This window comes from Streptomyces sp. NPDC001663, assembly GCF_042893105.1.
Lineage (GTDB): Bacteria > Actinomycetota > Actinomycetes > Streptomycetales > Streptomycetaceae > Streptomyces.
Window position 1 is genome coordinate 588,071 of record NZ_JBIAUR010000004.1, and the last position, 23,103, is coordinate 611,173.

Sequence of the window (23,103 nt, forward strand, 5' to 3'; positions counted from 1 at the left end):
TGGGGGCGGGGGAAGGCCGTACCCCCTCATGGATACGGATTCAGCCCGCGGCCTTCTCCACGAACTCGGTGGTGAACGTCTTGCTCAGATCCACCTTGGCGTTCTTGATGTTGGGGTTGAACGCCTTGAGCACCTTCTCGACGGTCTCGGGGCCTTCCTTGGGCATGACGCCGTCCTTGGTGAACATCGGCAGTGTGCTCTCGATGGCCGCGGCGTAGAGGACCTTGTTGCCCTGGGAGTAGTCGGCAGGCATCTTGTCGGCGATCTCGGTGGAGCTGTGGGTGGACATCCAGTTGAGCGTCTTGACGAATGCATTGGCCAACTTCTGGACGGTGTCCTTGTGACTGTTGACCCAGTCCGTCTGCATGTACAGGCTTGACGACGGGTAAGGGCCGCCGAGCGCCTCCTGGGAACCCTCCGGAGTCCGCATGTCGAGCAGGACCTTGCCCGCCTTCTTGTCCAGGATCGTGGCGACGGTCGGGTCGGTCGTCATGCCGCCGTCGATGGCGCCCTTCTGGAGCGCCGAGATGAACGTCGGTCCCGCGCCGACGGCGACCGGCGTGAACTCGCTGACGTTCACCCCGTTCTTGACGGCGAGGTACTTGGTGAGGAAGTCGGTCGACGAACCGAGACCGGTGATGCCGAGCTTCTTGCCCTTGAAATCCTTGGGTGACGTGATGTCGCCCGCCGCCTTGGTGGAGACGATCTCCACCTCTCCGGGCGCCTGCGAGAACTGCACGACGGACTCCACGGCCTTGCCCTTGGTCTGCAGGTCGAGCGTGTGGTCGTAGAAGCCGACGGCTCCCTGGACCTGACCGGAGACCAGCGCGGTCTCGGCCTGGACGCCGGCGGGCTCGCTCAGCAGCTCCACGTCGAGGCCCTCGGCGTCGAAGTAACCGAGCCGCTGGGCGAGCATTGCGGGCAGGTAGATGACCTTGTCCAGGCCACCGACCATGATCTTGACCTTCGTACCCTTGCCGTCCCCCTTGCTGGTGGAGGCGGTGCTGGCCGCGTCATTGGCGCAGGCGGTGAGGGAGGAGAGGGCGAGCAGGCCGGCGGCGGCCAGGGTGGTGTATCTGGCGGACTTGCGCATGGCGGTTCACGTCCTTGTGAGAAGGCGGTGCGGGGAGATGAGCGGTGGATCGGCGGGGTTCAGCTGTCGGAACCGGCCGGTTTCCACCGGAAGATGCGGCGCTCGGCGAAGGTGAGCAGCCCCTCGGCGGTGAGTGCCACGACGGCGAGGATGACCATCGCCGCGTACACACCGGCCGTGTTGAAGGTGCCCTGCGACTGCGCGATGAGCAGGCCGACGCCCTTGGTGGCCCCGATGTACTCGCCGACGATGGCGCCGATGAGGGCGAAGCCGAAGCTGACGTGGAGGCTGGTGAAGATCCACGACGTTGCGGAGGGGATGACCACCTGAAGCGTCACCCTGCGGTCGCTCGCACCGAGGATCCGGGCGTTGGCGACGAGGTTGCGGTCGACCTCGCGGGCGCCTTGGAAGGCGTTGAAGAAGACCGGGAAGAAGACCAGGACGACCGCCGACGCCACCTTGGAGGCGGGGCCGAGTCCGAACCAGATCATGAAGATCGGAGCAAGGACGATCCTGGGTATCGAGTTGAGCACCTTGATGTATGGACCAAGGACATCGGCGAGAAAGGTGATCCGGCCAAGGGTGATGCCGAACACGACACCGGCGATCACACCGAAGACCCAGCCGAGCAGCGCCTCGTACAGCGTGTACCAGATCTGCTCGCCCAGGGAGCCGATGGCGGTCCCGTGTGTCACCCAGGTGTAGATCTGGTCCCAGATCTTCGAGGGCATCGAGAAGTTGAACGGATCGATGACCTTGGCCCGGGAGAGCGCCTCCCACATGCCGAGGACGGCGACCAGAAGCAGCACGCGGGCGGCCGAAACAACGATCTTGCGTCTACGGGCGGCACGCGCGCGTGAGTGGGCGCGGTCCGGCGCCTTGGCGGTGTCGACGACCGGCGTACTGAGGACCTCATGCGACATTGGCGGCACCCCTCTCACGGGTGATCCGGACCTCTTCGCCGAGGGACTCCCAGATCTCGCGGTAGATCTCGATGAACCGCGGCTCCAGGCGCACCGATTCGACCTTGCGCGGCCGCGGCAGGTCGATGTCGAAGACCTGCTTGACGGTGGCGGGCCCGGCCGTCATGACGACGACCTTGTCGGCCAGCGCGATCGACTCCTCCAGGTCGTGCGTGACGAACACGACGGAGGCGCCGGTACCTGCCCACAGCTCCAGCAGCTCGTCCGACATCAGCGCCCTGGTCTGCACGTCGAGCGCGGAGAACGGCTCGTCCATCAGCAGGATCTCGGGGTCGTTGACGAAGGTCGCGGCGAGCGCGACGCGCTTGCGCTGGCCGCCGGAGAGCTGGTGCGGATAGCGGTCCTCGAAGGCGGCGAGCCCGACGCGAGCCAGCCATTCACGCGCCTTCTGCTTCGCCTCAGCCTTGGGCACGCCCCGAAAGCGCGGGCCGGCCATGACATTGGACAGAACCGTGCGCCAAGGGAAGGTGGCGTCCTGCTGGAAGACGAAACCGACCTTGTCGCCGACGCCGCGGACCGGCTCCCCGGCGACCAGTACCTCGCCCTCGGTGGGCTCCTCCAACCCGCTGACCAGCGTCAACGTGGTCGACTTGCCGCAGCCGGTCGGCCCGACGACGGCCACGAACTCCCCGCGCCCGACCGTGAGGTCCAGCTCCCTGACGGCCGTGTGCAGACCCCCCGACGGGGTCTTGAAGATCTTGCTCGCGCCCCGCAGCTGGATGGCGGGGCTGGTGTCTGCGCTCATGGCCCGGGACGGTAGAAGTGGCGCGGGCCACAGCATCAGCCTTCTGGGCGCATGCCGTTCTTTTGCTTGCAACAGCCTTTTGTGCTCGTTTTGCTCGCGCTACAACAGCGGAGCCGAAACACGGGCTTAACGCCCGCCAGGCCTTGACAGGAAGAGGCCCGATGATTGACGTCCTGGTCGTGGACGACGACTTCCGCGTCGCCGAGATCAACGCCAAGTACGTGGGAAAGGTTCCCGGCTTCCGGGTCGCCGCCCGCGCGCACAGCGCCGCCCAGGCGCTGGCCAGTGTGCAGCGCGGGACCATCGACCTGGTCCTGCTCGACCACTACCTGCCCGACCAGACGGGCCTCGAACTCGTCCACCGCATGCGGGAACAGGGCCACGGCACCGACGTCATCATGATCACGGCGGCAAGCGACGTGGCGACCGTGCAGGCCGCGATGCGCCTCGGCGCGCTGCACTATCTGGTCAAGCCGTTCACCTTCGCCGCCCTGCGCACCCGCCTCGACTCCTACGCCGCCCTGCGGCGCACCGTCGACCGGGTCGGCGGCCGCGGCAACGCCGGCCAGGAGCAGGTCGACCGGATCTTCGGAGCGCTGCGGACCACCCCGGCGCCGTCGTCACCGGGCCTGCCCAGTGGTCACTCGGAACCGACGAGCGACCTCATCTGCCACGTACTGCACCACGCCGACCACCCCCTCTCGGCCCACGAGGTCGCCGCCGAGACGGGCCTGAGCCGCTCCACCGCCCAGCGCTACCTCCGCCACCTCGAACAGGCCGGCCGCCTCCGCCTCTCCCTGAAGTACGGCGACACGGGGCGTCCGGAGCACCTGTACGCGTGGGTGGCGCCGTAGCGACAAGGGACGCCTGCAGAGAGTCGTATCCGCCCGAGGGTGCGCCGACAAAACGGTTCTCCGGTGTCGTACGACGGTGAAGGCGCCGCCTCCTAGGCGGCCCCCGCGCCCGTGAGTGCCCGCACCTCGGTCTCCGCGTGCTTGGCCTCGTCCGGGATCTCCGCGGAGGTGACCGTGCCGAGCCAGCCGGCGAGGAAGCCCAGCGGGATCGACACGAGGCCGGGGTTCTGCAGCGGGAAGTACTGGAAGTCGACTCCCGGGAACAGCGATTCGGGGCTGCCCGAGACCACCGGTGACAGCACGACGAGTGCCAGTGCGGGGACCAGTCCGCCGTATACGGCCCACACGGCACCGCGGGTCGTGAAGCCACGCCAGAACAGCGAGTACATCAGCACCGGGAGGTTCGCGGACGCAGCGACGGCGAAGGCGAGGCCCACCAGGAAGGCGACGTTGAGGTCACGGGCCAGCAGCCCCAGGGCGATCGCGACCACGCCGATGCCGACCGAGGCGATGCGCGCCACGGCCACCTCGCTGCGCGGCTTGGCGCTTCGGCGCCTCAAGGACGCGTACAGGTCATGGGCCACGGACGCCGAGGAGGCGAGCGTGATCCCGGCGACCACCGCGAGGATCGTGGCGAAGGCGACGGCGGCGACGACCGCGAAGAGAACCGTTCCTCCTGTCGAGTTCGCACCGCCGCCCAGGTCGAGCGCCAGGAGCGGAACCGCCGTGTTCCCGGCCGCGTTCGACCCCCGTACCGCGTCGGGTCCCACGATTGCTGCCGCGCCGAAGCCGAGGAGGATCGTCATCAGGTAGTAGCCGCCGATGAGCCCGATGGACCAAAGCACCGAGCGGCGTGCAGCCCGGGCGGTGGGCACGGTGTAGAAGCGGGAGAGGATGTGCGGCAGCCCTGCCGTGCCGAGCACCAGGGCGAGCCCGAGACTGATGAAGTCGAAGCGGGCGGTCCAGTCTCCGCCGTACTTCAGCCCGGGCGCCAGGAACGCATCGCCGTGACCACTGCGCTCGGCCGCCGTCAGCAGCAGTCGGTCGAGGTCACCGTGGAACCGCAGCAGGACGAGCACGGTCAGCGCGACCGTACCGCCGAGCAGCAGAACCGCCTTGACGATCTGGATCCAGGTGGTGGCTCGCATCCCTCCCAACGACACATAGACGACCATCAGCGCGCCGACGCCGATCACGGTCCAGGCCCGCGCCGCCTGGCTCGTCCCCCCGAGCAGCAGCGCGACCAGGCTGCCCGCACCCACCATCTGCGCCACCAGATACAGAACGGACACGGTGACCGAGGAAGTTCCCGCCGCGATCCGGACGGGCCGCTCGCTCATCCGGGCCGCGACCACGTCGGCGAGCGTGAACCGCCCGCAGTTGCGCACCAGTTCGGCGACCAGAAACAGCACCAGCAGCCAGGCGACGAGGAAGCCGACGACGTACAGCAGTCCGTCGTATCCGTACAGCGCGATGAGTCCCGTGACGCCCAGGAAGGAGGCGGCTGACATGTAGTCGCCCGCGATGGCAAAACCATTCTCCATCGGTGAGAAGAGACGCCCGCCCGCGTAGAACTCCTCCGCCGAACCGCGCCGGTTGCGGCTCACCCACGTCGTGATCGCCAGCGTGACGGCGACGAAGGCACTGAACAGGAACAGCGCCAGCGTCTGGTGATCTCTGGTCACAACGCACCGCCTCGGACGCCTCGCGTCAGTTCCTGGGTGTCCCACCGCAGTTCGAGTGCCGCCCGGTCCCTGCGCAGCCGCGCATGCCGGGCGTAGGCCCAGGCGAACAGGAAGGTGGTGAGGAACTGCCCGAGCCCCGCGAGCATCGCCACGTTGAGCGCACCCGCGACGGGCCGCGCCATCAATTCGGGCGCGGTCGTGGCGGTCACGAGGTACCCCACATACCAGACGAGGAAGACGGCGACGCCCGGCACCACGAACCTCAGATACCGACTGCGCACTTCCTGGAACGCCGCACTGCGCTGCACCTCGAGGTAGACGTCGGCCGCGGCGGCCGTCTCCTCTTCGCTCTCCCGGTGCGCCGGCACGACCCCGGGCACAGGCGCGCCGACACTGTTCAACTCACCCCAGCCGGAGGCGAGTTCGTCGTACCACGGATCGTCGTACCTCACCCCCTCGAGCGCCTCGGCGCGGGTCTGGTCCTGACCCCCGCGGTGCTCGGCCGAATTCTCGGCGCCATCCCCGTCATCGCGGGCACGGCCGTTGCTTGACTGCATGCCCAAGGATGGACAGAACGGGAAGATCCCGACTCTGCTTCTTCGCGCTCTTCACCCCATCAGGTGATTCAGCCCGCCGGCGGCCGCACCAGCCCCTTCGCATACGCGTAACGCACCGCCTGGGCACGGTCCTTGAGCCCGGTCTTGGCGAAGAGGTTGTTGATGTGGGTCTTCACGGTCGCGGTGGAGACGTGCAGTCTGCGGCCGATCTCCTGATTGCTGAGGCCATCGGCGATCAGCAGCAGCACCTCGGTCTCCCGCGCGGTGAGCCCGTCCGGCGGCTCGACCGCGACCGTCGGCTGCGGCTCCGGCTCGGACAGCCGCTCCAGCAGCCGCCGTTGGATGCTCGGCGACAGCCCCGCGTCTCCGGACAGCACGCTTTCCACAGCCCGTACGATCTCGTCCCCTCCCGCGTCCTTGGTGAGATAGCCCCGCGCTCCCGCGCGCAGCGCCGGGAACAGGGACTCGTCGTCCGCGAACGTCGTGAGCACCACGACCTGCGTCCCGGGGTGCTCCGCGCGAATGCGCCGGGTCGCCTCCACACCGTCGCAGCGAGGCATGCGCAGATCCATCAGCACGATGTCCGGGGCCAGTTCGGCGACAAGCTTCACCGCCTCCTCCCCGTCCCCCGCGGCGCCGACGACCTCGATCCCGGGCAGCAGGCCCAGCAGCATCACGATGCCCTCCCGGACGACGGTCTGGTCGTCCGCGACCACCACCCGGGCCGGCTGCTTCTCCGCTCCTTCGGTCATACGGGCACCCTCAACGTCACCACGAACCCCTCCTCGTCCGGTCCGGCCTCCAGCGAGCCGCCCAGCAGCTCTGCACGCTCGCGCATGCCCAGCAGACCGTACCCGGCTCCCGCACCGGTGAGTTCTCCCGGCGAACCGCCCGAGTCCCGTACGACCAGGGCGACTTGGTGCTCGCCGAAATCCAGCCCCACCTGCACTTTGGCCCCGGGGGCGTGCTTGCGGACGTTCGTCAGGGCCTCCTGGGCGACCCTGCGCACGGCCTGTGACGCCTCGGCCGGCAGCGGTCTGCGTTCACCCGTGACGGTGACCTCGGCACCGGCGGACGCATCCACCAGCTGGGCGAGGAAGTCCTCCAGCGGCGTCAGGTCACCCCGCAGCGCCGAGAGCGCCTGCCGGGTCTCGTCGAGGCCGTCGCGGGCCATGCCCCGTGCCGCCACCACCCGCTCCAGGATCTGGTCCCGGTCGGCACCCCGTTCGATCAGCAGCCGAGCCGCCTCCAGGTGCACGAGCTGCGCCGAGAGGCTGTGCGCCAGCACGTCGTGGATCTCCCGCGCGATGCGGGCCCGCTCCGCCAGCGCCGCCGACTCCGCCTCGGCCGCCCGTGCGGCGCGCTCCTGGGCGAGCAGCCGCTGGGCGTTGCCACGTGCCTCGGCGTCCAGCCGCAGGACGTAGCCGGCGAGGGCGAGCCCCCCTGTGGTGGCCGCCGTGGTCAGCCACACGTCGTTGTTGACCGCGGCGTACGACGCCAGAGCGACGGAGGCCACCGGCAGGGCGACCGCCATGGGCAACCGCTCCAGCGCGCTGACCGCGCAGCCGCACCACAGGACGAGGGCGGGCTCCTGGAACCCCACGGCCTGGGCCCCGACGGCGAGCCCCAGCAGCAGAAGCATGATGCCCAGGGACGGCCACAACCTGTGCTGGAACGTGGTTCGGAAGAACGCCCACGCGAGTACGGCGGCCACGAGCACACCGACGCCACCCGCGACCAGGATCCAGCCGTGGACGTCGGTGGCGTGGTAGGCACCCCACAGCAGGAAGCCGAGGACCAGAATCCTCACGACCCAGGCGAGCATCCGCCGAGGCCGTGAGATCCCTTCGCGGGCGAGCGCCTCTCGGGAGGGCCAGCTCGTCCAGGCGCTCTCCGTCACACACGTTCCTTCCAGGCGGGCCGTGCCATGCCGTCACCGTACGCCGGGCCGTGCGCGGACGCGGGGGCCTGCGACTGTGCCCGCCAGACAAGGATCCCGGAGCGGACCAGGAGAGTGGCCGCGAGGGCGACGAGCAGGGCGGAGCTGTTCTGGTGAACACCGAGTGCCGCGCCGAGCGCGAAGAGACCGACGCGCAGGGCAATGCCGCCGATCCAGACGGTCACGCTCGCCTTGGTGCTCTTGCTCCACACGGTGCCGTCCGGTTCCGCCCATATTCGGGTGGTCCAGGCCCAGCCGGCTCCCATGGCGAGGCCGATGAGCAGTTCGGCGCCGAGCAGGACGATCGACTCCGTGCGGTGATGGGTGTCGACGATGCCGGGCTCGCGCAGCGCCACGACGCCCAGAATCACCGGGACGAGCCACCAGCGCCGGTCGCTGCCGATCCGCTGTGCGCGGAACTGTCGCACGATCACCAGGACGACTACGGCGGCGATCACCAGCGCGTTGACGAGCCCGGACATCAGAGCCTCCGTGAGCGAAGAAGGGGATGTCGACAGCGAGCGCTGCCAACGCCTTCGACGCTACGGAAATTCGCAGGTCAGGAGATCGGAGCAAGGATGGATCGTGGGTGGATCTCCGAGCGGGCGGAAATCCACCCACGGGTGGAGACCACTGAAGGATGAACCGACGGCCGCCGAGGGCGAGTACGCCCCACGGGGGCCACCCGCACCCGACAACGAAGGCCGCACGGTGCGGGTGGGAATCGACACCCCCAGGCGAAGGCGAAGCCGAGGCGGTCAACGCGGCCCAAGCCGAGCGCAGCGGCTACGCGTCGATGCGTGACCGGTCCAGCGTCGCCGCCGAGCTGGAGATGAACTCCTTGCGCGGGGCCACGTCGTTGCCCATGAGCAGATCGAAGACCGTCTCGGCCGCGTCCAGGTCGGAGAGGTTGATCCGGCGCAGGGTGCGGTGGCGCGGGTCCATCGTCGTCTCGGCCAGCTGGTCGGCGTCCATCTCACCGAGACCCTTGTAGCGCTGGATGGAGTCCTTGTACCGGATGCCCTTGCTCTGGAACTCCAGCAGCTTGTCGCGCAGTTCACGGTCCGAGTACGTGTAGACGTACTTGTCCTGGCCCTTCTTCGGCTGGACGATCTCGATGCGGTGCAGCGGCGGCACCGCGGCGAACACCCGCCCCGCCTCGACCATGGGCCGCATGTACCGGTGGAACAGCGTCAGCAGCAGGGTCCGGATGTGCGAACCGTCGACATCGGCATCGGTCATCATGATGATCTTGCCGTAGCGGGCCGCGTCGATGTCGAACGTCCGGCCCGAGCCCGCTCCTATGACCTGGATGATCGCGCCGCACTCGGCGTTCTTCAGCATGTCGGTCACGGACGACTTCTGGACGTTGAGGATCTTGCCGCGGATCGGCAGCAGCGCCTGGAACTCGGAGTTCCGGGCGAGCTTGGCGGTGCCGAGCGCGGAGTCCCCCTCGACGATGAACAGTTCGCTACGGTCCACGTCGTCGCTGCGGCAGTCGGCGAGCTTCGCGGGCAGCGACGAGGACTCCAGAGCCGTCTTGCGGCGCTGCGCGTCCTTGTGCTGGCGGGCCGCGATGCGCGTACGGGCGGCGGCGACGGCCTTCTCCATGACCACGCGGGCCTGCGCGGCCGCGTCCCGCTTCGTGGACGTCAGGAACGCCTTGAGTTCCCGGGCGATCACGGTGTTCACGATGCGGCGGGCCGCGGAGGTGCCGAGGACCTCCTTGGTCTGGCCCTCGAACTGCGGCTCGGCGAGGCGCACCGTGACGACCGCGGTGAGGCCCTCCAGGGCGTCGTCCTTGACGACGTCGTCCTCGGCGACGCGCAGCAGCTTCTTGGCCCGCAGCACCTCGTTGAGCGTGCTGGTCACGGCCGTCTCGAAGCCCGCGACGTGCGTGCCGCCCTTGGGGGTGGCGATGATGTTCACGAACGACTTCAGGGTCGTGTCGTATCCCGTGCCCCATCGCATCGCGACATCGACGTCGAGCTCACGGGTGACCTGGGTGGGAGTCATCTGGCCGTGCTCGTCCAGAACCGGGACGGTCTCCTTGAACGTGCCCTGGCCGGAGAGGCGGAGGACGTCGCAGACCGGCTTGTCGCTCGCCAGGTACTCGCAGAACTCGCTGATGCCGCCGTCGAAGCGGAAGGACTCCTCGCCCTTGGTGCCGCCGTCGCCCAGGCCGAACTCGTCGCGGACGACGATGGTCAGACCGGGTACCAGGAACGCCGTCTGGCGGGCGCGCTGGTGCAGGTTCTCCAGGGAGAGCTTGGCGTCCTTGAGGAAGATCTGGCGGTCGGCCCAGTAACGCACGCGCGTGCCGCTGCGCGTCCTGGGGATCTTCTTGGCCTTGCGCAGACCGCTCGTGGCCTCGAACTTGGCATCCGGGCCGGTCGCTGCGAAGGCGCCCGGCACACCGCGCCGGAAGCTGATGGCGTGCGTGTGGCCGCCGCGGTCCACCTCGACGTCCAGACGGGCCGAAAGGGCGTTCACCACGGAGGCGCCGACGCCGTGCAGACCGCCGGAGGCGGCGTACGAGCCACCGCCGAACTTGCCGCCGGCATGCAGCTTGGTCATGACGACCTCGACGCCGGACAGGCCCGTCTTGGGCTCGACGTCGACCGGGATGCCCCGGCCGTTGTCCCGGACCTCCACCGAGCCGTCGTCGTGGAGGATCACCTCGATGTGGTCGCAGTAGCCTCCGAGGGCCTCGTCGACAGAGTTGTCGATGATCTCCCACAGGCAGTGCATCAGACCGCGGCTGTCGGTCGACCCGATGTACATGCCCGGGCGCTTGCGCACGGCCTCGAGCCCCTCGAGGACGAGCAGGTGCCGCGCGGTGTAGTTGGAACCGTCCCGCTCTGCTCCTGCCAGCAGCGCTGTGGACGACACGGACGTTTCGGCGGTCACGCGGTTCGCTCCTCGCTGAATTTCAGGTAGTGCCCTGGTGGGTAAGGGCACGGCTTCGGTCGCCGTCAAGAGGGTACCGAGGCCTGGTAGAGCCGTTGTAACGCCACCCTCGTCTGTAGTTCAGACTAGTCCAGGGTCGCATGCATGTTCGATCCCTCGATGGAGTGAAGTACATATCACGTTCCCTTCGAGGCATGAACCATTTAGGCTCCGGGCACGTCCTCATGAACAACCGGCAACCCAGCCGGGAGGACAAGATGTTGACAGACTGCGCGAAACCGTAAGACACACAGACACGCAATACGGCACATTCGCCGCCAACCGGCAGCAGACAGCCGGCCTCGAAAGATTTTTTCGAGGGAAAGCCCCGGGCGGGAACGTTTTGGGGCTGGTTGGATGTTGACCCTGGTACGACAGCTCGTCGAGCTAGAGAAGAGGCGACGTGACTACTGTTCTGACCCCCGCGAGCCCCCTGACGGCCGCCGATCGCTGCGACCGCTGCGGAGCGCAGGCCTACGTGCGCGTTGTCCTGCTCAGCGGCGGCGAACTGCTCTTCTGCGCCCACCATGGCCGCAAGTTCGAGCCGGAACTCAAGAAGATCGCCGCTGAGATACAGGACGAGACGGAGCGGCTGACGTCCGTTCCGGCATCCGCCTCCGAAGAAGAGCGCTGACACCTCGCATCCACGACGAGCCAGCTCCGGCACAGGCCGGTGACGGGCGGCGCGGCCCCTGCTTCAGGGACCGCGCCGCCCGCGCTCGTACCGGTGATGCCTCTCAGGCGCCGTCGGCGGCGTTCTCGGCGCCCGCTCGCGCCGCCCGCCCCACCATTCGTGCGATCTTGGACACCCGCGTGTAGACGCCGGGACTTCCCGCACGACCGCAGCCGCTCCCCCAGGACACGAGCCCTATCAGCTTCCCCTGGGCGACGAGGGGCCCGCCGCTGTCCCCCTGGCAGGCGTCGTGGCCGCCTTTCGTCTCCCCGGCGCAGACCATGCTCTCGGCGACGTATGTGCCGTCGGCGCTGCCTGGATACGCCTCCTCGCACTGGGCGTCCGGCAGCACGTGCACGCGTGCCGCCCGCAGACTGCGCGTGTAGTCACCGCCGCCCGTGACATCACCCCAGCCGTAGACCATGGCGCTGGTGCCCGGTGCGTACAGAGAATCGCCGGCGCTCGCCATGGGGATCACCGAGCTGCGGGGCAGCGGCTCGGCGAGGGTGAGCACGGCGAAGTCTCCGTCGTTGCTGCCGCTGTCGTAGCGCGGGTTCACCCACACATTGCGTACCTGGATCTCTCGGCCCCCGTCCGAGAGCAGATCCGTACGGCCCGCGATGACCTTCAGGTCTTGTACGCGGTTGGGCGGAGTCCCCAGGACGTCCTCGCCCATGCAGTGGGCCGCGGTGAGCACCGTCTTGGGACCGACGACCGCACCGCCGCAGAACTGCCCGGCGCGCGTACCCCCGAACCGGTCACGGATGGACAGCGCCACCGCCCACGGACTGTCGGACACATCGACGGGGAAGCCGCCCACGACGACACTGTCGGCGGCCACGGCAGCGGTGGACACCATGGGTATGGCGGTCGCCGCGGCCGCAAGAACCAGCGGCCGGGTCAGCGCCCGGAGAATGGAACGACGCATGCAGGCTCCTCACTCTGGGGTGGTCCTGGGACACCCAGAGTGATCCAGCCCGACACACCACGCACCTGCGCGACAGCACAAGAAGGCCCGGTCCCCTCAAGGGGGACCGGGCCTTGTGTGTCGTACGACCGCGACCTAGTCGAGGTAGTCGCGCAGCACCTGCGAACGCGACGGGTGGCGCAGCTTCGACATGGTCTTGGACTCGATCTGGCGGATGCGCTCGCGCGTGACGCCGTACACCTTGCCGATCTCGTCGAGGGTCTTCGGCTGACCGTCGGTGAGACCGAAGCGCATCGAGACCACGCCGGCCTCGCGCTCGGACAGGGTGTCCAGCACGGAGTGCAGCTGCTCCTGCAGGAGGGTGAAGCTGACCGCGTCGGCCGGGACGACGGCCTCGGAGTCCTCGATGAGGTCACCGAACTCGCTGTCGCCGTCCTCGCCCAGCGGGGTGTGCAGGGAGATGGGCTCGCGACCGTACTTCTGGACCTCGATGACCTTCTCGGGGGTCATGTCGAGTTCCTTGGCCAGCTCCTCCGGGGTGGGCTCGCGGCCCAGGTCCTGGAGCATCTGGCGCTGCACGCGCGCGAGCTTGTTGATGACCTCGACCATGTGCACCGGGATACGGATGGTGCGGGCCTGGTCGGCCATGGCGCGGGTGATCGCCTGACGGATCCACCAGGTGGCGTACGTGGAGAACTTGTAGCCCTTGGTGTAGTCGAACTTCTCGACCGCGCGGATCAGACCGAGGTTGCCCTCCTGGATGAGGTCCAGGAAGAGCATGCCGCGGCCGGTGTAGCGCTTGGCCAGGGAGACCACCAGACGGAGGTTGGCCTCCAGAAGGTGGTTCTTGGCGCGGCGGCCGTCCTCGGCGATGATCTCCAGCTCGCGCTTGAGCTTGGGCGCCAGCTTGTCGGCGTTCGACAGCTTGTCCTCGGCGAACAGGCCTGCCTCGATGCGCTTGGCGAGCTCGACCTCCTGCTCGGCGTTGAGCAGGGGGACCTTGCCGATCTGCTTGAGGTAGTCCTTGACCGGGTCGGCGGTGGCGCCCGCTGCGGCGACCTGCTGGGCCGGCGCGTCGTCCTCGTCCTCGTCGGAAAGCACGAAGCCCGCGCTCTCGGCACCCTCGGGCTCGTCGGCGCCCTTGGGGGTGTCCTCGAGCACCTCTTCCTCGGGGACCTCGGCGTCGTCCTTCTTGGCACTGGTCTTCTTGGCCGCCGTCTTCTTGGCGACCGTCTTCTTGGCAGGGGCCGCCGTCTTCTTGGCGACCGTCTTCTTGGCGGCAGCGGCCTGGCTGGCGGTGGCGTCGTCCTCGGCCGGCGTGTCGGCGGCGGGCGCCGCCGGGGTGGCGGTGGCGGTGGCCTTCTTGGCGGTCACCGTCTTCGCCGCGACCGTCTTGGTGGCGGTGCGCTTGGCCGGACTCTTCGCTGCGACGCTCTTTCGGGTGCGCTTGGGCTCCGCGGCACTGACCATCAGCGTCACACCCTCTTCCTCGAGGATCTGGTTGAGGCTGCGCAGTACGTTCTTCCACTGAGTGGCCGGAATCTGGTCAGCTTCGAAGGCCCGACGCACATCGTCGCCGGCGATCTGCCCCTCAGCCTTTCCCCGCTCAATGAGAGCCATGACAGAGACGGACTCGGCGATCTCCGGCGGGAGCGTACGGGATGTGCTGGCCGACACGAACAACCTCTCGGAACGTTGGAAAACGGCTTCCGGCCCCGTCCATTACGGACAGGAGCCGACCGCCGGCTTGGGGATTGGGCCGACGGCGCGGGCGGGGGCCGGGAAGATGCACAGCGCCGTGACCGGCGTCCGTATTCCCTCCTCGGCTGTCACCTCTTAGGTCATCGCGCTGTCTCCCCGAGCGTTACGCCCAATCTGCGTGGCCCGAGTCACACCCCGTAAGCGCTCAAAAACGGTCAGACAAGGGCAGACAAGGTCACCTATGGCTCCTACCCGGGCTGTGCCCGGAGACACACACCCCCGTCGCGCCGTCGGACCCCGCAGGATCTCCGGGATCCTGCGGGGTCCGACGGGAGACGGTTGGTGGCCGAGCGATGCCACAGGAGGGGGGAGACATCTCGCGGCCGTGCCGCCCGCGGTGCGTGGTCAGTGTTCGCGCGGTGCGGGCACCACGCGCTCCACCTCGGGGTGGACGGTAAGCAGTTGGCGCATCGCTGTCTCGGCCGCCGTGCCGTCGCCGGTGGCGAGGGCGTCGACGATCCTGCCGTGGTGCGCCAGCGAGGTCTCGTTCGGACGGTCACAGCCGGTCACCGGGCCGCCGGAGACCTGGAGGGCCGCCGAGACGATCCCGGAGAGGTGCTCCAGCATGCGGTTGCCCGCGACCTGGATGAGCAGGGAGTGGAACTCGGCGTCGGCGCGGGAGAACGTGATGGCGTCGCCCTGCCCCATGGCGTGGCCCATGATCTCGACCATGTCGGCCAGCCGCTGCTGCACGTCCTCGCGCCCGTGCCCCGCGGCGAGGCGGGCGGCGAGCGGTTCGATGGTCCAGCGCAGCTCGCTCAGCTCGCGGCGCTGGTCGTCGCGCTGCGGTCCGAAGGCCCGCCATTCGATGATGTCGGGGTCGAGGAGGTTCCAGTCGCTTACGGGGCGCACGCGCGTGCCGACGTTCGGGCGGGCGCTGACCAGGCCCTTGGCCTCCAGAACGCGGAGCGACTCGCGGACGACGGTGCGGGAGACCTCGAAACGCTGGCCGATCTCCTCGGGTACCAGCGGACGGTCGGCGCCCAGATCGCCGGAGACGATCATCTGGCCGAGCTGCTGGACGAGTTGGCCGTGCAGCCCGCGGCCGCGGCTGCCCGCGGCGCGGCGGCCCACGCGGCCCAGCTCGGGGTCGGCGCTCTCCCAGGAAGGGGCTCCGACGCGGTCGACGGCAGAGGTCTCGGCGTAGGGGTAGCGGTCGAGTTCGCCCGGGCCGGCCAGGCCGGAGTCTGCGGAGCGGGCGGCGGTCATCATGGTGTGCGCAAGGGTACTCACGGATCCTTTGTCGGCGCCGTCCTCAACTCCCTTGAGGTCTTTGGTGAAAAGCACACGAAAGGGTGATCGCTCACCCCGTCGCAATTGACGCCTTATCGGAAAGAAATGGGCTTCCCCCCGGGGAGTTGTGCGCAGGGTGGGGCGGACGGGCACGGACGGTCGTCATCGGACCCTGCTGCGCAGGGTCGTGAGCAGATATGCGCAGAGCAGAGCGGTCAGCGACAACGTCAGGGCGCCACCCACAGGTTGGGCGATCACCCGTGCCACGCCGGACAGATACCGCTCTCCCCCGAAGGGCCACTGCAGCAGGAACACCTGGCGCAGCCGCAGCGGAAAGCCTGCCGCCGCCCGCACGGACGCACCCTCCAAGGCCTTTTGTACGAGGGGTACGACGAGGACCGGCACGGCGAGCACGGCGGCGAGTCCTGCCGTGGTGGACCGGAAGACGCCCGCGGCCAGCACCCCGGCCCAGGCGCACCCGACGACGAGCCCGATCCAACTCGCGCTCGTCGAAATCCAGTCCGCGGGAACTTGGGCGAGCTCCCGTCCGTAGACGAGGTAGAGCACTTCGGCGTCGCAGCCGACCGTGAGGAAGGCCAGCATCAGCGCGGTGGCGGCGGCGACGAGGAGTTTCGCGACAAGCAGCCCCAGCCGGCGGGGGACTGTGCCGCGGTCCGCCGCCAGCGCGGGGTGGCGGAACTCGTCGCCGAAGGCCAGGGCCCCGAGCAGCCCCGCACCGAGGGCGGCGGGCGGCAGCGGCAGCTCCCGCGGCCAGGCGGCCAGCAGGCGCGCCTGAGGGGTGTGTCCGACCCGGGCCAGAAGTACGGCGGTGAGCGCGGACACGACGAGCACGACGGCCCCTGTGACGAATCCCGTGCTGATCCCGGCGGCTCGGCGAATTTCGTAGCGCAGTGGGCGGAGCGGACTGGGAGCGGGGCGGACGGAGATGGGGGGTGGAAGGACGGACAGTGCGTCAGGGGTGCGGGTTTCGGCGGAGCGGGAGGTCTTCGCCGGGGGATCTGCCGCGGCGGTTGTTTCCCCGTCGGTGCGGGGCACCTCGGCCGGGGCGGAGGAATGCAGTTCGGCGTCCTCGCTCCGGGGCGTCTCGGCCGGAGCCGAGGGCTGCGGTGCGGTTTCGGGCTCCGGGTCGGCATCCGCGCTGCTCGGTTGGGCCGGTGCCTGCGGTGCGGCGGCGGTTTCCGGCTCTTCGACGGTGGTCGGCCCGGCTCCCGGTCCCATGTCCCCGGTCTCGTCGGCGAGTTGATGGACGAGAATGCCGTGGCGGAACGCGGCCTCGCCGACGTCGGCGCAGGTACTGCCGTACACGGAGAGGCGGTTGCCGCCCTCGCGCACGACCTCGACGGAGCGCTGCGCGGTGCGGGCCTCCTTGGTGAGCAGGGCGGCCAGGCGGGTGGCGTGCGGGCTACGGACTGCGACGCGGGGGCGCAGCCGGGTGCGGGCGAATTCGCCGGCCTTCTGGTCGGCGACGAGTCTGCCCTGCTCCAGCGTGACGACCCGGTCGGCGTTGCGTGCCGCCTCCTTGGGGTCGGAGGTGGTGAGCAGGACCGTGCCACCCTGTGAAGCGTGTGCGCGGAGCATGCCGTGCAGCCACTGGGCCTCGCGGGTGGAGAGCCCGCCGGCGGGATCGTCGAGCACGAGGGTGTGCGGATCGGACAGCAGGGCGCCGGCCAGGCCGAGGCGGCGGTCCATGCCGCGCGAGAGGGTGCCGAGGCGCTCGTCGCGCAGGCTGACGAGGCCGACCACCTCGAGGACCTCGTCGGCCCGGCGGACCGGGACGCCCGCGGCCGCGCATAGCATGCGCAGATGGCCGCGGACCGTGCGGGCCGGGTGTCCCGGTACGTCACCCAGGAGCACGCCCACTTCGCGCGAGGGATGGGGGATGCGGTTCAGCGGGCGGCCTCTGAAGTAGGCGATGCCACGGCCCTGTTGGAGTTCGAGCATGAGTCTGAGCGCGGTCGTCTTGCCCGCCCCCGGCAGGCCTAGCAGCGCGGTGACATGGCCTGCCCGCGCCTCGAAGGAGAGGTCGTCGACGGCGAGCGGAAGCTCCTTGCAGGGATTGCTGGTCAGTCCGAAGGCCTCGATCACCCGCAGCAAGATAGCGCGTCATGTCCGTTTTGGTGGTATAGCGCGGCCCGCTCCCCGGTCGGCAACCGGTCCGACGGGGACTCCGACCGCGGTTCGCTGCCGAGCCCGGTTCCGCATCGCGGTCCGGGTGTCCGCGTCACACTTCGGGGCGCAGCATCGGGGGGTTGAGGAGCGTTGCACCGCCGGCCCGGAACAGCTGGGCCGGGCGGCCGCCCTGGCGTGTGGTGGTCCCGCCGGTGGGGACGAGGAAGCCGGGTGTGCCCGTCACCTTGCGGTGGAAGTTGCGCGGGTCGAGGGCCACGCCCCACACCGCCTCGTAGACCCGCCGCAGCTCGCCGACGGTGAACTCGGTGGGGCAGAAAGCGGTGGCGAGAGACGAGTATTCGATCTTGGAGCGGGCTCGTTCGACGCCGTCGGAAAGGATCTGGGCGTGGTCGAAGGCCAGCGGCGCCACCGGTTCGCCGTCCCGGCCGTAACCACCCTGCTGCAGCAGTTCGTCGACCGGCGCCCAGCGCGCGTTGCTGGCGTCGCCACCCGCCCGGGGTGCGGGCAGATCGGGGGCGAGTGCCAGGTGGGCGACGCTGACCACGCGCATCCGGGGGTCCCGCTTGGGGTCGCCGTAGGTCGCGAGCTGCTCCAGGTGGGCACCGTTGTCCTGGACGGGGACCGCCGGGTCGTGGGCCCGCAGTCCGGTCTCCTCGGCCAGCTCCCGCGCTGCGGCCTGCGCCAGATCCTCGTCGGCCCGTACGAAGCCACCCGGGAGCGCCCAGCGCCCTTGAAACGGTGGCTCGCCCCTGCGGACCGCCAGCGCGCACAGGGCATGGCGGCGCACGGTCAGCACGACCAGGTCCACGGTGACGGCGAAGGGCGGAAAGGCTGACGGGTCGTAGGGCATGCGGCGATCATAGTCGTCTGCTTGACGATAAACACTCCCTTCGTCGGCCGCTTCGACGGCTGATCCACTTCGGTCCGGTATGGGCGTCATCTTCCGGTCCCGGCCGTGGTGCAGCGGTGCGTCATCCGAGGTCACACTCCCAATTGCAGTCCGTCGGCCGCCTCCTCGACCATCGCGAGGCCGAGTCGGCCGACCCGTACGGAGAAGGGCGCGCCCGCGACCCGTAGTCCGGTCAGGACGATCTCGCCCAGAGGCGCGCTGCGCACGGGGCGCAGCGTGACCGTCCCGGCGGGGGCGTCGGGGCGGATGCCCGCGAGGGTGGCCGGCAGCAGCACGCCTGCGGCTGCCGCGGTGGCCGCGGGGCGGCAGGCCGCCGGGTGCGGAACGGGAACGCTCCCGTCGGTGCGCTGCTCCCCCGCGTACATCTCGGGCAGGCGGTGGCCGAAGGCCTCGGCGGCCGCCAGCAGGCCCCGCAGCAGCGAGCTCGCCTCCTTCTCGTAGCCGGCGGCGGCCAGGCCCGCGACGGCGACTGCCGTCTCGTGGACCCGTACGGCACCGCTCCGATGGCCGAACGCGTTGTATCCGGTTTCTTTCGCACCCAGCCCGCGCAGCCCCCAGCCCGAGTCCATGGCCGGGCTGCCCAACAGCCGGGCGAGCTGTTCGGTCTGCACCTTGTCGAGCAGACCGGGGGCCAGTTCGCCGCCGCGCAGCAGGCCGGTGTCGAGGAGATGGGCGGCTGCCGCGCCCAGGTACGGCACCGGGCTTCCGTCCGGGGCGCGGGCGGCTGCCGGGCGTCCCCCGCCCAGGTCGTCGATCCAGAAGTCCTCCCGGAACGCCGTCCGCAACGCCTGCGCCCACTGCCGCAGTTCGGCGCCGCCCGGCCGTCCGCAGGCATCGAGCAGATCGGCGCCGAGCAGCGCCGCGCGGTGGGCGTGTGCCTGCGTCTCGCAGCGGACCGGGCCGCCGGGGTGCGGGTCGCGCACGTAGGTGCCCTCGCCCACGGTGGTCCGCAGCCAGGTCAGACAGCGCTCGGCGGCCGGCAGCAGTTCCTCCGTCTCGTGTTCGGGCAGCCCCCAGCGGTGGGCCTCCGCAAGGAGTGCGGGGAAGAGCAGCGTGGCTTGGGTGCCGCTACAGCCCGGCGGCAGATGCGCGCCCGCGTCCCGTCGCGGCCCGGGGATCATGCCGAACTGTGCCCCTGTGCCAGGGAGTTGGGTCCGGGCCAGGGCATGGAGCGTGCCCGCAGCGAGACGGGTACCGAGGGGCAGCGTCATCCGCGCCGCGGCAAGCGCCTCGGCCGGGGCCAGGCCGCAGCGCCAGGGTGCCCCCGCCGCGAGATGTGTGTCGGACGGGTGGGCGGGGTCGCGCAGCAGGAGGGCCTGCAGGTCCTCGACGCTCGTCCGAAGCAGCGCGTGGACTCTGGGGTCGTCGCCGGAAGCGCTCGCGGCGGCGAGAGGGCTCGTCGCCGCGCGGCCCACGGCCCGGACCGGCCCCGCTCCGTCCGGCCGCACCCGCAGCTCCACACTCCTGCTGCCGCCCGGCGGCAGCTCGAACTCCCAGCGCAGCAGACCGGCGGAGGCCAGCGCGTCGGCGGGCGGCGGATCTGCGGTGACCGCCGAGTTCCCGGTGGCGCAGGACCAGCGCAGGCCCGAGTCATGGACGCTGGCGGGCAGTTCGGGCCCCGCGGTGCCGGAGGCGATCGCACCCAGGTCCGCCAGGTCCGTCCCGAGAGCGACCTCGACCGGCACACGCAAGTGGCGCGGGGCCGCACTGTGCAGGGTGATCCGCTCGGTGCCGTCCGCGTGACGGATGCGCTCGACGACGACGTCCGGATCCGGGCCGGAGTGCGGGGAGGCACGCAGCGCACCGACGAAGCGGGCTCGGTCGGCGGAGGCCATTCGGGCCTGGACCGCCAGCGGTTCGCGTCCGGCCACACGGACCTGGCAACGGGAGAGCAGGCGTCGGCCGGCACGGTAGAAGCCCTCCAGGCCCTGGCCGGTCAACTGGCCCTGCTCCGTGGAAATGACGAGCCCCGGGAGGGCGACGCAGATCAGGGCCGTGTGGGTGGACGGCAGTTCGACGGAGCGGCGAAGTTGCGGAAGTGGGGCGGACGGCTGAGCGCCTCGGGGCGGATGGGCGACTCCCACGGGTGCTCCTGAGGGTGCTCCGGGGCGCGGGAAGTCGGGGGAGCGGCGCGCCTGGCCTGGGTCGACGGTCGGGGGCGGGGTGGGGCCTTGGCCCGTGTCGGGGGTCGGGCGTGGGGTACGGCCCTCGCCTGTGGGGAGCGATGGTGAGCGCTGTCGGCTCTTCGACGGGCCGAAGTACTGGGCCTGGCTCGCCGCCCGGGGCGGGAGTGGGCCGGAGTCGGTGGGCGAGGTTGGGTGTTGGTCCCTGCCCGGTGAAGGCGGAGCAGGGCGGGCCTGGTCGGCGGGGGCGGCAGGGGTGTGGAACTGGTGGCCGGGTGTGGCAGGGAAGCGCCCCGCGTCCGTCGGCCGGAGTGCGGGTCGACCCAGGTCGGTTGGGCGAACGGTGGTTGCGTACTGGTCGGCGGGGCTGTCGGGGAGTCGGTCCTGAACTGCCGCCCCGGCAGCGGGCCGTGGCCGGCCCGTCGACGAGGGCGAGCGCCGGTCCTGGCCGTTGGGCGGCGAGTTGAGCAAGGTGTCGCTCGCGAATCGTGTCTCGGGCCGGCCGGTACGGTCCGGGAGCGTCGGCAGGTCGGCACCCGCCCCGCGGGACGGCGTGGACCGGCCGACGCCGGAACGGTCGTCGGCGGCGGAAGGCGGAGTCGACTGATGCATGCGGTGGCTTCTTCTGCGCTCTGTGCACCTCGGGCATCTGCAGCGCCGAGTGGGGGATCCGGACGGCCGGGGGCTGTGCAGCGGCACGGCCCATCCGGCCGTTCCGCCACTCAGGTGAACGGAGCGGGGCTCCTCCGGGTCACGCCCACGGCCGGCCAACGCGACCGGACGGCGATGGCGACGGGGATCGCTCCCGGCGGCTTTCCGTTGCAGTCCGCGCCTGGTACGGCAGCTGCCGTCGACGTCGACATCACAACGCTCCCCGGCTGTTGCTCATATGTCCGGCCTACACATGTGTCTGGCCGTACTCATGCGTCCCGCTCACTGTCATCGCCTCCGGGACGCGCGCTTCCGGGACAGTCACGATGGCGCGCGGCTTCCTTCCCCGACGTACGCGCGCGCGTGCCGTTCGTCCGACCGCCGCCGGGACGGGTGCCGCCCGACGTCGACGTACGGGGACGAGGGACGGTTCCGCCGGTCCCCCGGCCGGTCGCCTTCGCCGAGCGGGCACGGCTGCCGGCCGAGCCGCCGGGGCGCGAGCGGCGTCGCGGTCGGGAGACGTCCTCCGACACCGGCGGCGTCGCCTCGGTGGGTCCCAGCACCGCTTGCCCTCCGGGGTCCTCTGCGCCGCCGAGCCCCGGGGCTGGTGCCGGTCCGCGGTCCTGGCGCTCCGCGCGCAGGCAGCGGCGGATCGACTCCGGGTCCAGGCCCTCGTTGCAGGCCTGGTGCAGCAGACGGGCGAAGAGATAGCCGGGGTCCGCGCCGAGTGCCATGGCGAGGGCTTCCCGGGCCTCGAGTTCATCGCCGGTGGACCAGGCGACCCAGCCGGCGAGAGTCAGGGGCGCCGCCGCGTGTTCGCCGTAGGACCCGACGCAGCGCCGGGCCAGGGCGCGCCAGAGGCGCAGGGCGGAGGCGGCCTCGTCGCCCTCCATCCATTCGGCCGCGCGGTCGCGGGTCGAGCGGTCCTGGAGGCCGAGAATCAGCGTCGCGGCCTCGTCGTGCCCGAGCAGTTCGTCGTCGCGGAGATCCGCCGTGAGCGTGCCGGAGACGGGCGGGGCCTCGGCCAGGCGGTCCATGATCCGCTCGGCCAACTCCAGTGTCTCCTCGGCCACCTCCGCGCGGCTCGACTCGTCGAGGATCCTGGGGACCAACGCCATGCTCGCGGTGTCCAGGGCGAGTTCCTGGTCCAGGGCGGCCGCGGTCTCCCAGGGCAGCAGCCTTGTCCGCAACTCGCGCAGCGTGCCCCGTACTTGAAGACCGGCGTAGGTGGCAGCGGCGGCCAGCACCGAGGTGCCGGGCAGGCCCATGGGGACGCCTTCGGGCGGGCAGCAGGCATCGTTCACGCAGCAGTACGACCAGAAGCGGCCCTCCGAGATGCACAGCGCCTCGATCACCGGCACGTCGAGGTGACCGCACTCGATCCGCAGTTTCTGGGCCAGCGGGCGCAACCGCTCCATGACCTGACGGCCCGACTCACCCCTCCCCGGTTCCTGGCAGAGGTAGGCCACCATCTGCTCCGGCCGGGCCCCTCTGCGCTCGCTGCCCGTCACCAGACCGTGAGCCAACTGCTGGGCCACGGACGTCCAGTCGTCCGCGCTCGCCGGAATGCCGAGCCGGGCACGGCCGCCGAACCGGCCGCGGCCGTCCCTGTCGTGCAGGGCGACCAGGACGATGCTGTCCTCGGGGCGGTACCCGAGCAGATAGGGCAGCGCGTCGGCCAGTTCGGCCGGAGTGCGCAGGGTGACCTGGTGCTCGGCGCCGTGGCCCTCGTACGCGGTGCAGTCGGGAGCGCCGATTCCGTCGTAGGGTCCGCGACCGTCGCGTCCGGCGGCCTTGCCGTTTTCGGGGGATCCAGTGGTTTCGCCGTGGTTCGTCATGCCCCGACGATCTCGCGGATCCCGAAGCTC

The 23,103-nt window shown here is 70.3% G+C and carries 18 protein-coding genes; 2 read left to right on the forward strand and 16 right to left on the reverse strand.

Translation table 11 applies throughout. From position 1 onward, the window contains the following. Positions 1-40: 40 nt before the first annotated feature. The 3 genes from ACFY1L_RS16490 to ACFY1L_RS16500 are packed head-to-tail and all read right to left on the reverse strand — an operon-like array spanning position 41 to position 2,821. Positions 41-1,093: an ABC transporter substrate-binding protein gene (locus ACFY1L_RS16490; RefSeq protein WP_388823853.1), complete on the reverse strand. Its 1,053-nt coding sequence runs from the start codon at positions 1,091-1,093 to the stop codon at positions 41-43. 59 nt (positions 1,094-1,152) lie between these two features. Then, a complete protein-coding gene (locus ACFY1L_RS16495) occupies positions 1,153-2,016 on the reverse strand; it encodes an ABC transporter permease (RefSeq protein WP_388823855.1) in 864 nt (287 codons plus the stop codon). Further along, on the reverse strand, positions 2,006-2,821 hold the full coding sequence (locus ACFY1L_RS16500) for an ABC transporter ATP-binding protein (RefSeq protein WP_388823857.1): 816 nt from the start codon (positions 2,819-2,821) through the stop codon (positions 2,006-2,008). Before ACFY1L_RS16500 ends, ACFY1L_RS16495 begins: the two co-directional genes overlap by 11 nt. Before the next feature lie 161 nt (positions 2,822-2,982). Here ACFY1L_RS16500 and ACFY1L_RS16505 point away from each other — a divergent pair, with 161 nt between their 5' ends. Continuing rightward, positions 2,983-3,675: a response regulator gene (locus ACFY1L_RS16505; protein WP_388823859.1), complete on the forward strand. Its 693-nt coding sequence runs from the start codon at positions 2,983-2,985 to the stop codon at positions 3,673-3,675. 92 nt (positions 3,676-3,767) lie between these two features. Here ACFY1L_RS16505 and ACFY1L_RS16510 read toward each other — a convergent pair whose 3' ends face one another. The 6 genes from ACFY1L_RS16510 to ACFY1L_RS16535 all read right to left on the reverse strand — a co-directional run bounded on the left by ACFY1L_RS16510 (position 3,768) and on the right by ACFY1L_RS16535 (position 10,766). Next, a complete protein-coding gene (locus ACFY1L_RS16510) occupies positions 3,768-5,360 on the reverse strand; it encodes a cation acetate symporter (protein ID WP_388823861.1) in 1,593 nt (530 codons plus the stop codon). Next, the gene (locus ACFY1L_RS16515; RefSeq protein WP_388823863.1) at positions 5,357-5,917 is read right to left on the reverse strand and encodes a DUF485 domain-containing protein; all 561 of its coding nucleotides are present in this window, start codon (positions 5,915-5,917) and stop codon (positions 5,357-5,359) included. The genes ACFY1L_RS16510 and ACFY1L_RS16515 overlap by 4 nt, the downstream gene beginning before the upstream one ends. Before the next feature lie 68 nt (positions 5,918-5,985). Beyond that, entirely contained in the window at positions 5,986-6,669 is a 684-nt protein-coding gene (locus ACFY1L_RS16520) for a response regulator (protein ID WP_388823865.1), read from the reverse strand. Further along, on the reverse strand, positions 6,666-7,817 hold the full coding sequence (locus tag ACFY1L_RS16525) for a sensor histidine kinase (protein ID WP_388823867.1): 1,152 nt from the start codon (positions 7,815-7,817) through the stop codon (positions 6,666-6,668). The genes ACFY1L_RS16520 and ACFY1L_RS16525 overlap by 4 nt, the downstream gene beginning before the upstream one ends. Beyond that, positions 7,814-8,338 carry a DUF1453 domain-containing protein gene (locus tag ACFY1L_RS16530; RefSeq protein ID WP_388823869.1) on the reverse strand — a complete coding sequence of 175 codons (525 nt, stop codon included), beginning with the start codon at positions 8,336-8,338 and terminating at the stop codon, positions 7,814-7,816. The genes ACFY1L_RS16525 and ACFY1L_RS16530 overlap by 4 nt, the downstream gene beginning before the upstream one ends. 304 nt (positions 8,339-8,642) lie before the next feature. Then, positions 8,643-10,766, reverse strand: a complete 2,124-nt coding sequence (locus tag ACFY1L_RS16535) for a type IIA DNA topoisomerase subunit B (protein ID WP_388823871.1) — start codon at positions 10,764-10,766, stop codon at positions 8,643-8,645. A 442-nt stretch (positions 10,767-11,208) separates the two neighbouring features. On the opposite strand from ACFY1L_RS16535, the gene ACFY1L_RS16540 reads away from it, so the two are divergent. Then, the gene (locus ACFY1L_RS16540) at positions 11,209-11,439 is read left to right on the forward strand and encodes a hypothetical protein (protein ID WP_030945102.1); all 231 of its coding nucleotides are present in this window, start codon (positions 11,209-11,211) and stop codon (positions 11,437-11,439) included. Between the two features lie 103 nt (positions 11,440-11,542). Here ACFY1L_RS16540 and ACFY1L_RS16545 read toward each other — a convergent pair whose 3' ends face one another. The 7 genes from ACFY1L_RS16545 to ACFY1L_RS16575 all read right to left on the reverse strand — a co-directional run bounded on the left by ACFY1L_RS16545 (position 11,543) and on the right by ACFY1L_RS16575 (position 23,073). Beyond that, the gene (locus ACFY1L_RS16545) at positions 11,543-12,406 is read right to left on the reverse strand and encodes a serine protease (protein ID WP_351330630.1); all 864 of its coding nucleotides are present in this window, start codon (positions 12,404-12,406) and stop codon (positions 11,543-11,545) included. Between the two features lie 135 nt (positions 12,407-12,541). After that, positions 12,542-14,083, reverse strand: coding sequence for an RNA polymerase sigma factor (locus tag ACFY1L_RS16550; RefSeq protein ID WP_388823873.1), 1,542 nt, complete (start codon positions 14,081-14,083; stop codon positions 12,542-12,544). A 429-nt stretch (positions 14,084-14,512) separates the two neighbouring features. After that, positions 14,513-15,400 (reverse strand): FadR/GntR family transcriptional regulator, encoded by an 888-nt coding sequence (locus tag ACFY1L_RS16555; RefSeq protein WP_388823875.1) that lies wholly within the window; start codon positions 15,398-15,400, stop codon positions 14,513-14,515. Between the two features lie 162 nt (positions 15,401-15,562). Beyond that, a complete protein-coding gene (locus tag ACFY1L_RS16560; RefSeq protein WP_388823877.1) occupies positions 15,563-17,506 on the reverse strand; it encodes an ATP-binding cassette domain-containing protein in 1,944 nt (647 codons plus the stop codon). 136 nt (positions 17,507-17,642) lie between these two features. Continuing rightward, a complete protein-coding gene (locus tag ACFY1L_RS16565; protein ID WP_351186815.1) occupies positions 17,643-18,401 on the reverse strand; it encodes an NUDIX hydrolase in 759 nt (252 codons plus the stop codon). A 131-nt stretch (positions 18,402-18,532) separates the two neighbouring features. Then, the gene (locus tag ACFY1L_RS16570) at positions 18,533-20,449 is read right to left on the reverse strand and encodes a glycogen debranching N-terminal domain-containing protein (protein WP_388824031.1); all 1,917 of its coding nucleotides are present in this window, start codon (positions 20,447-20,449) and stop codon (positions 18,533-18,535) included. Between the two features lie 1,055 nt (positions 20,450-21,504). After that, positions 21,505-23,073, reverse strand: coding sequence for a DUF4192 domain-containing protein (locus ACFY1L_RS16575; RefSeq protein WP_388823879.1), 1,569 nt, complete (start codon positions 23,071-23,073; stop codon positions 21,505-21,507). Positions 23,074-23,103 lie beyond the last annotated feature (30 nt).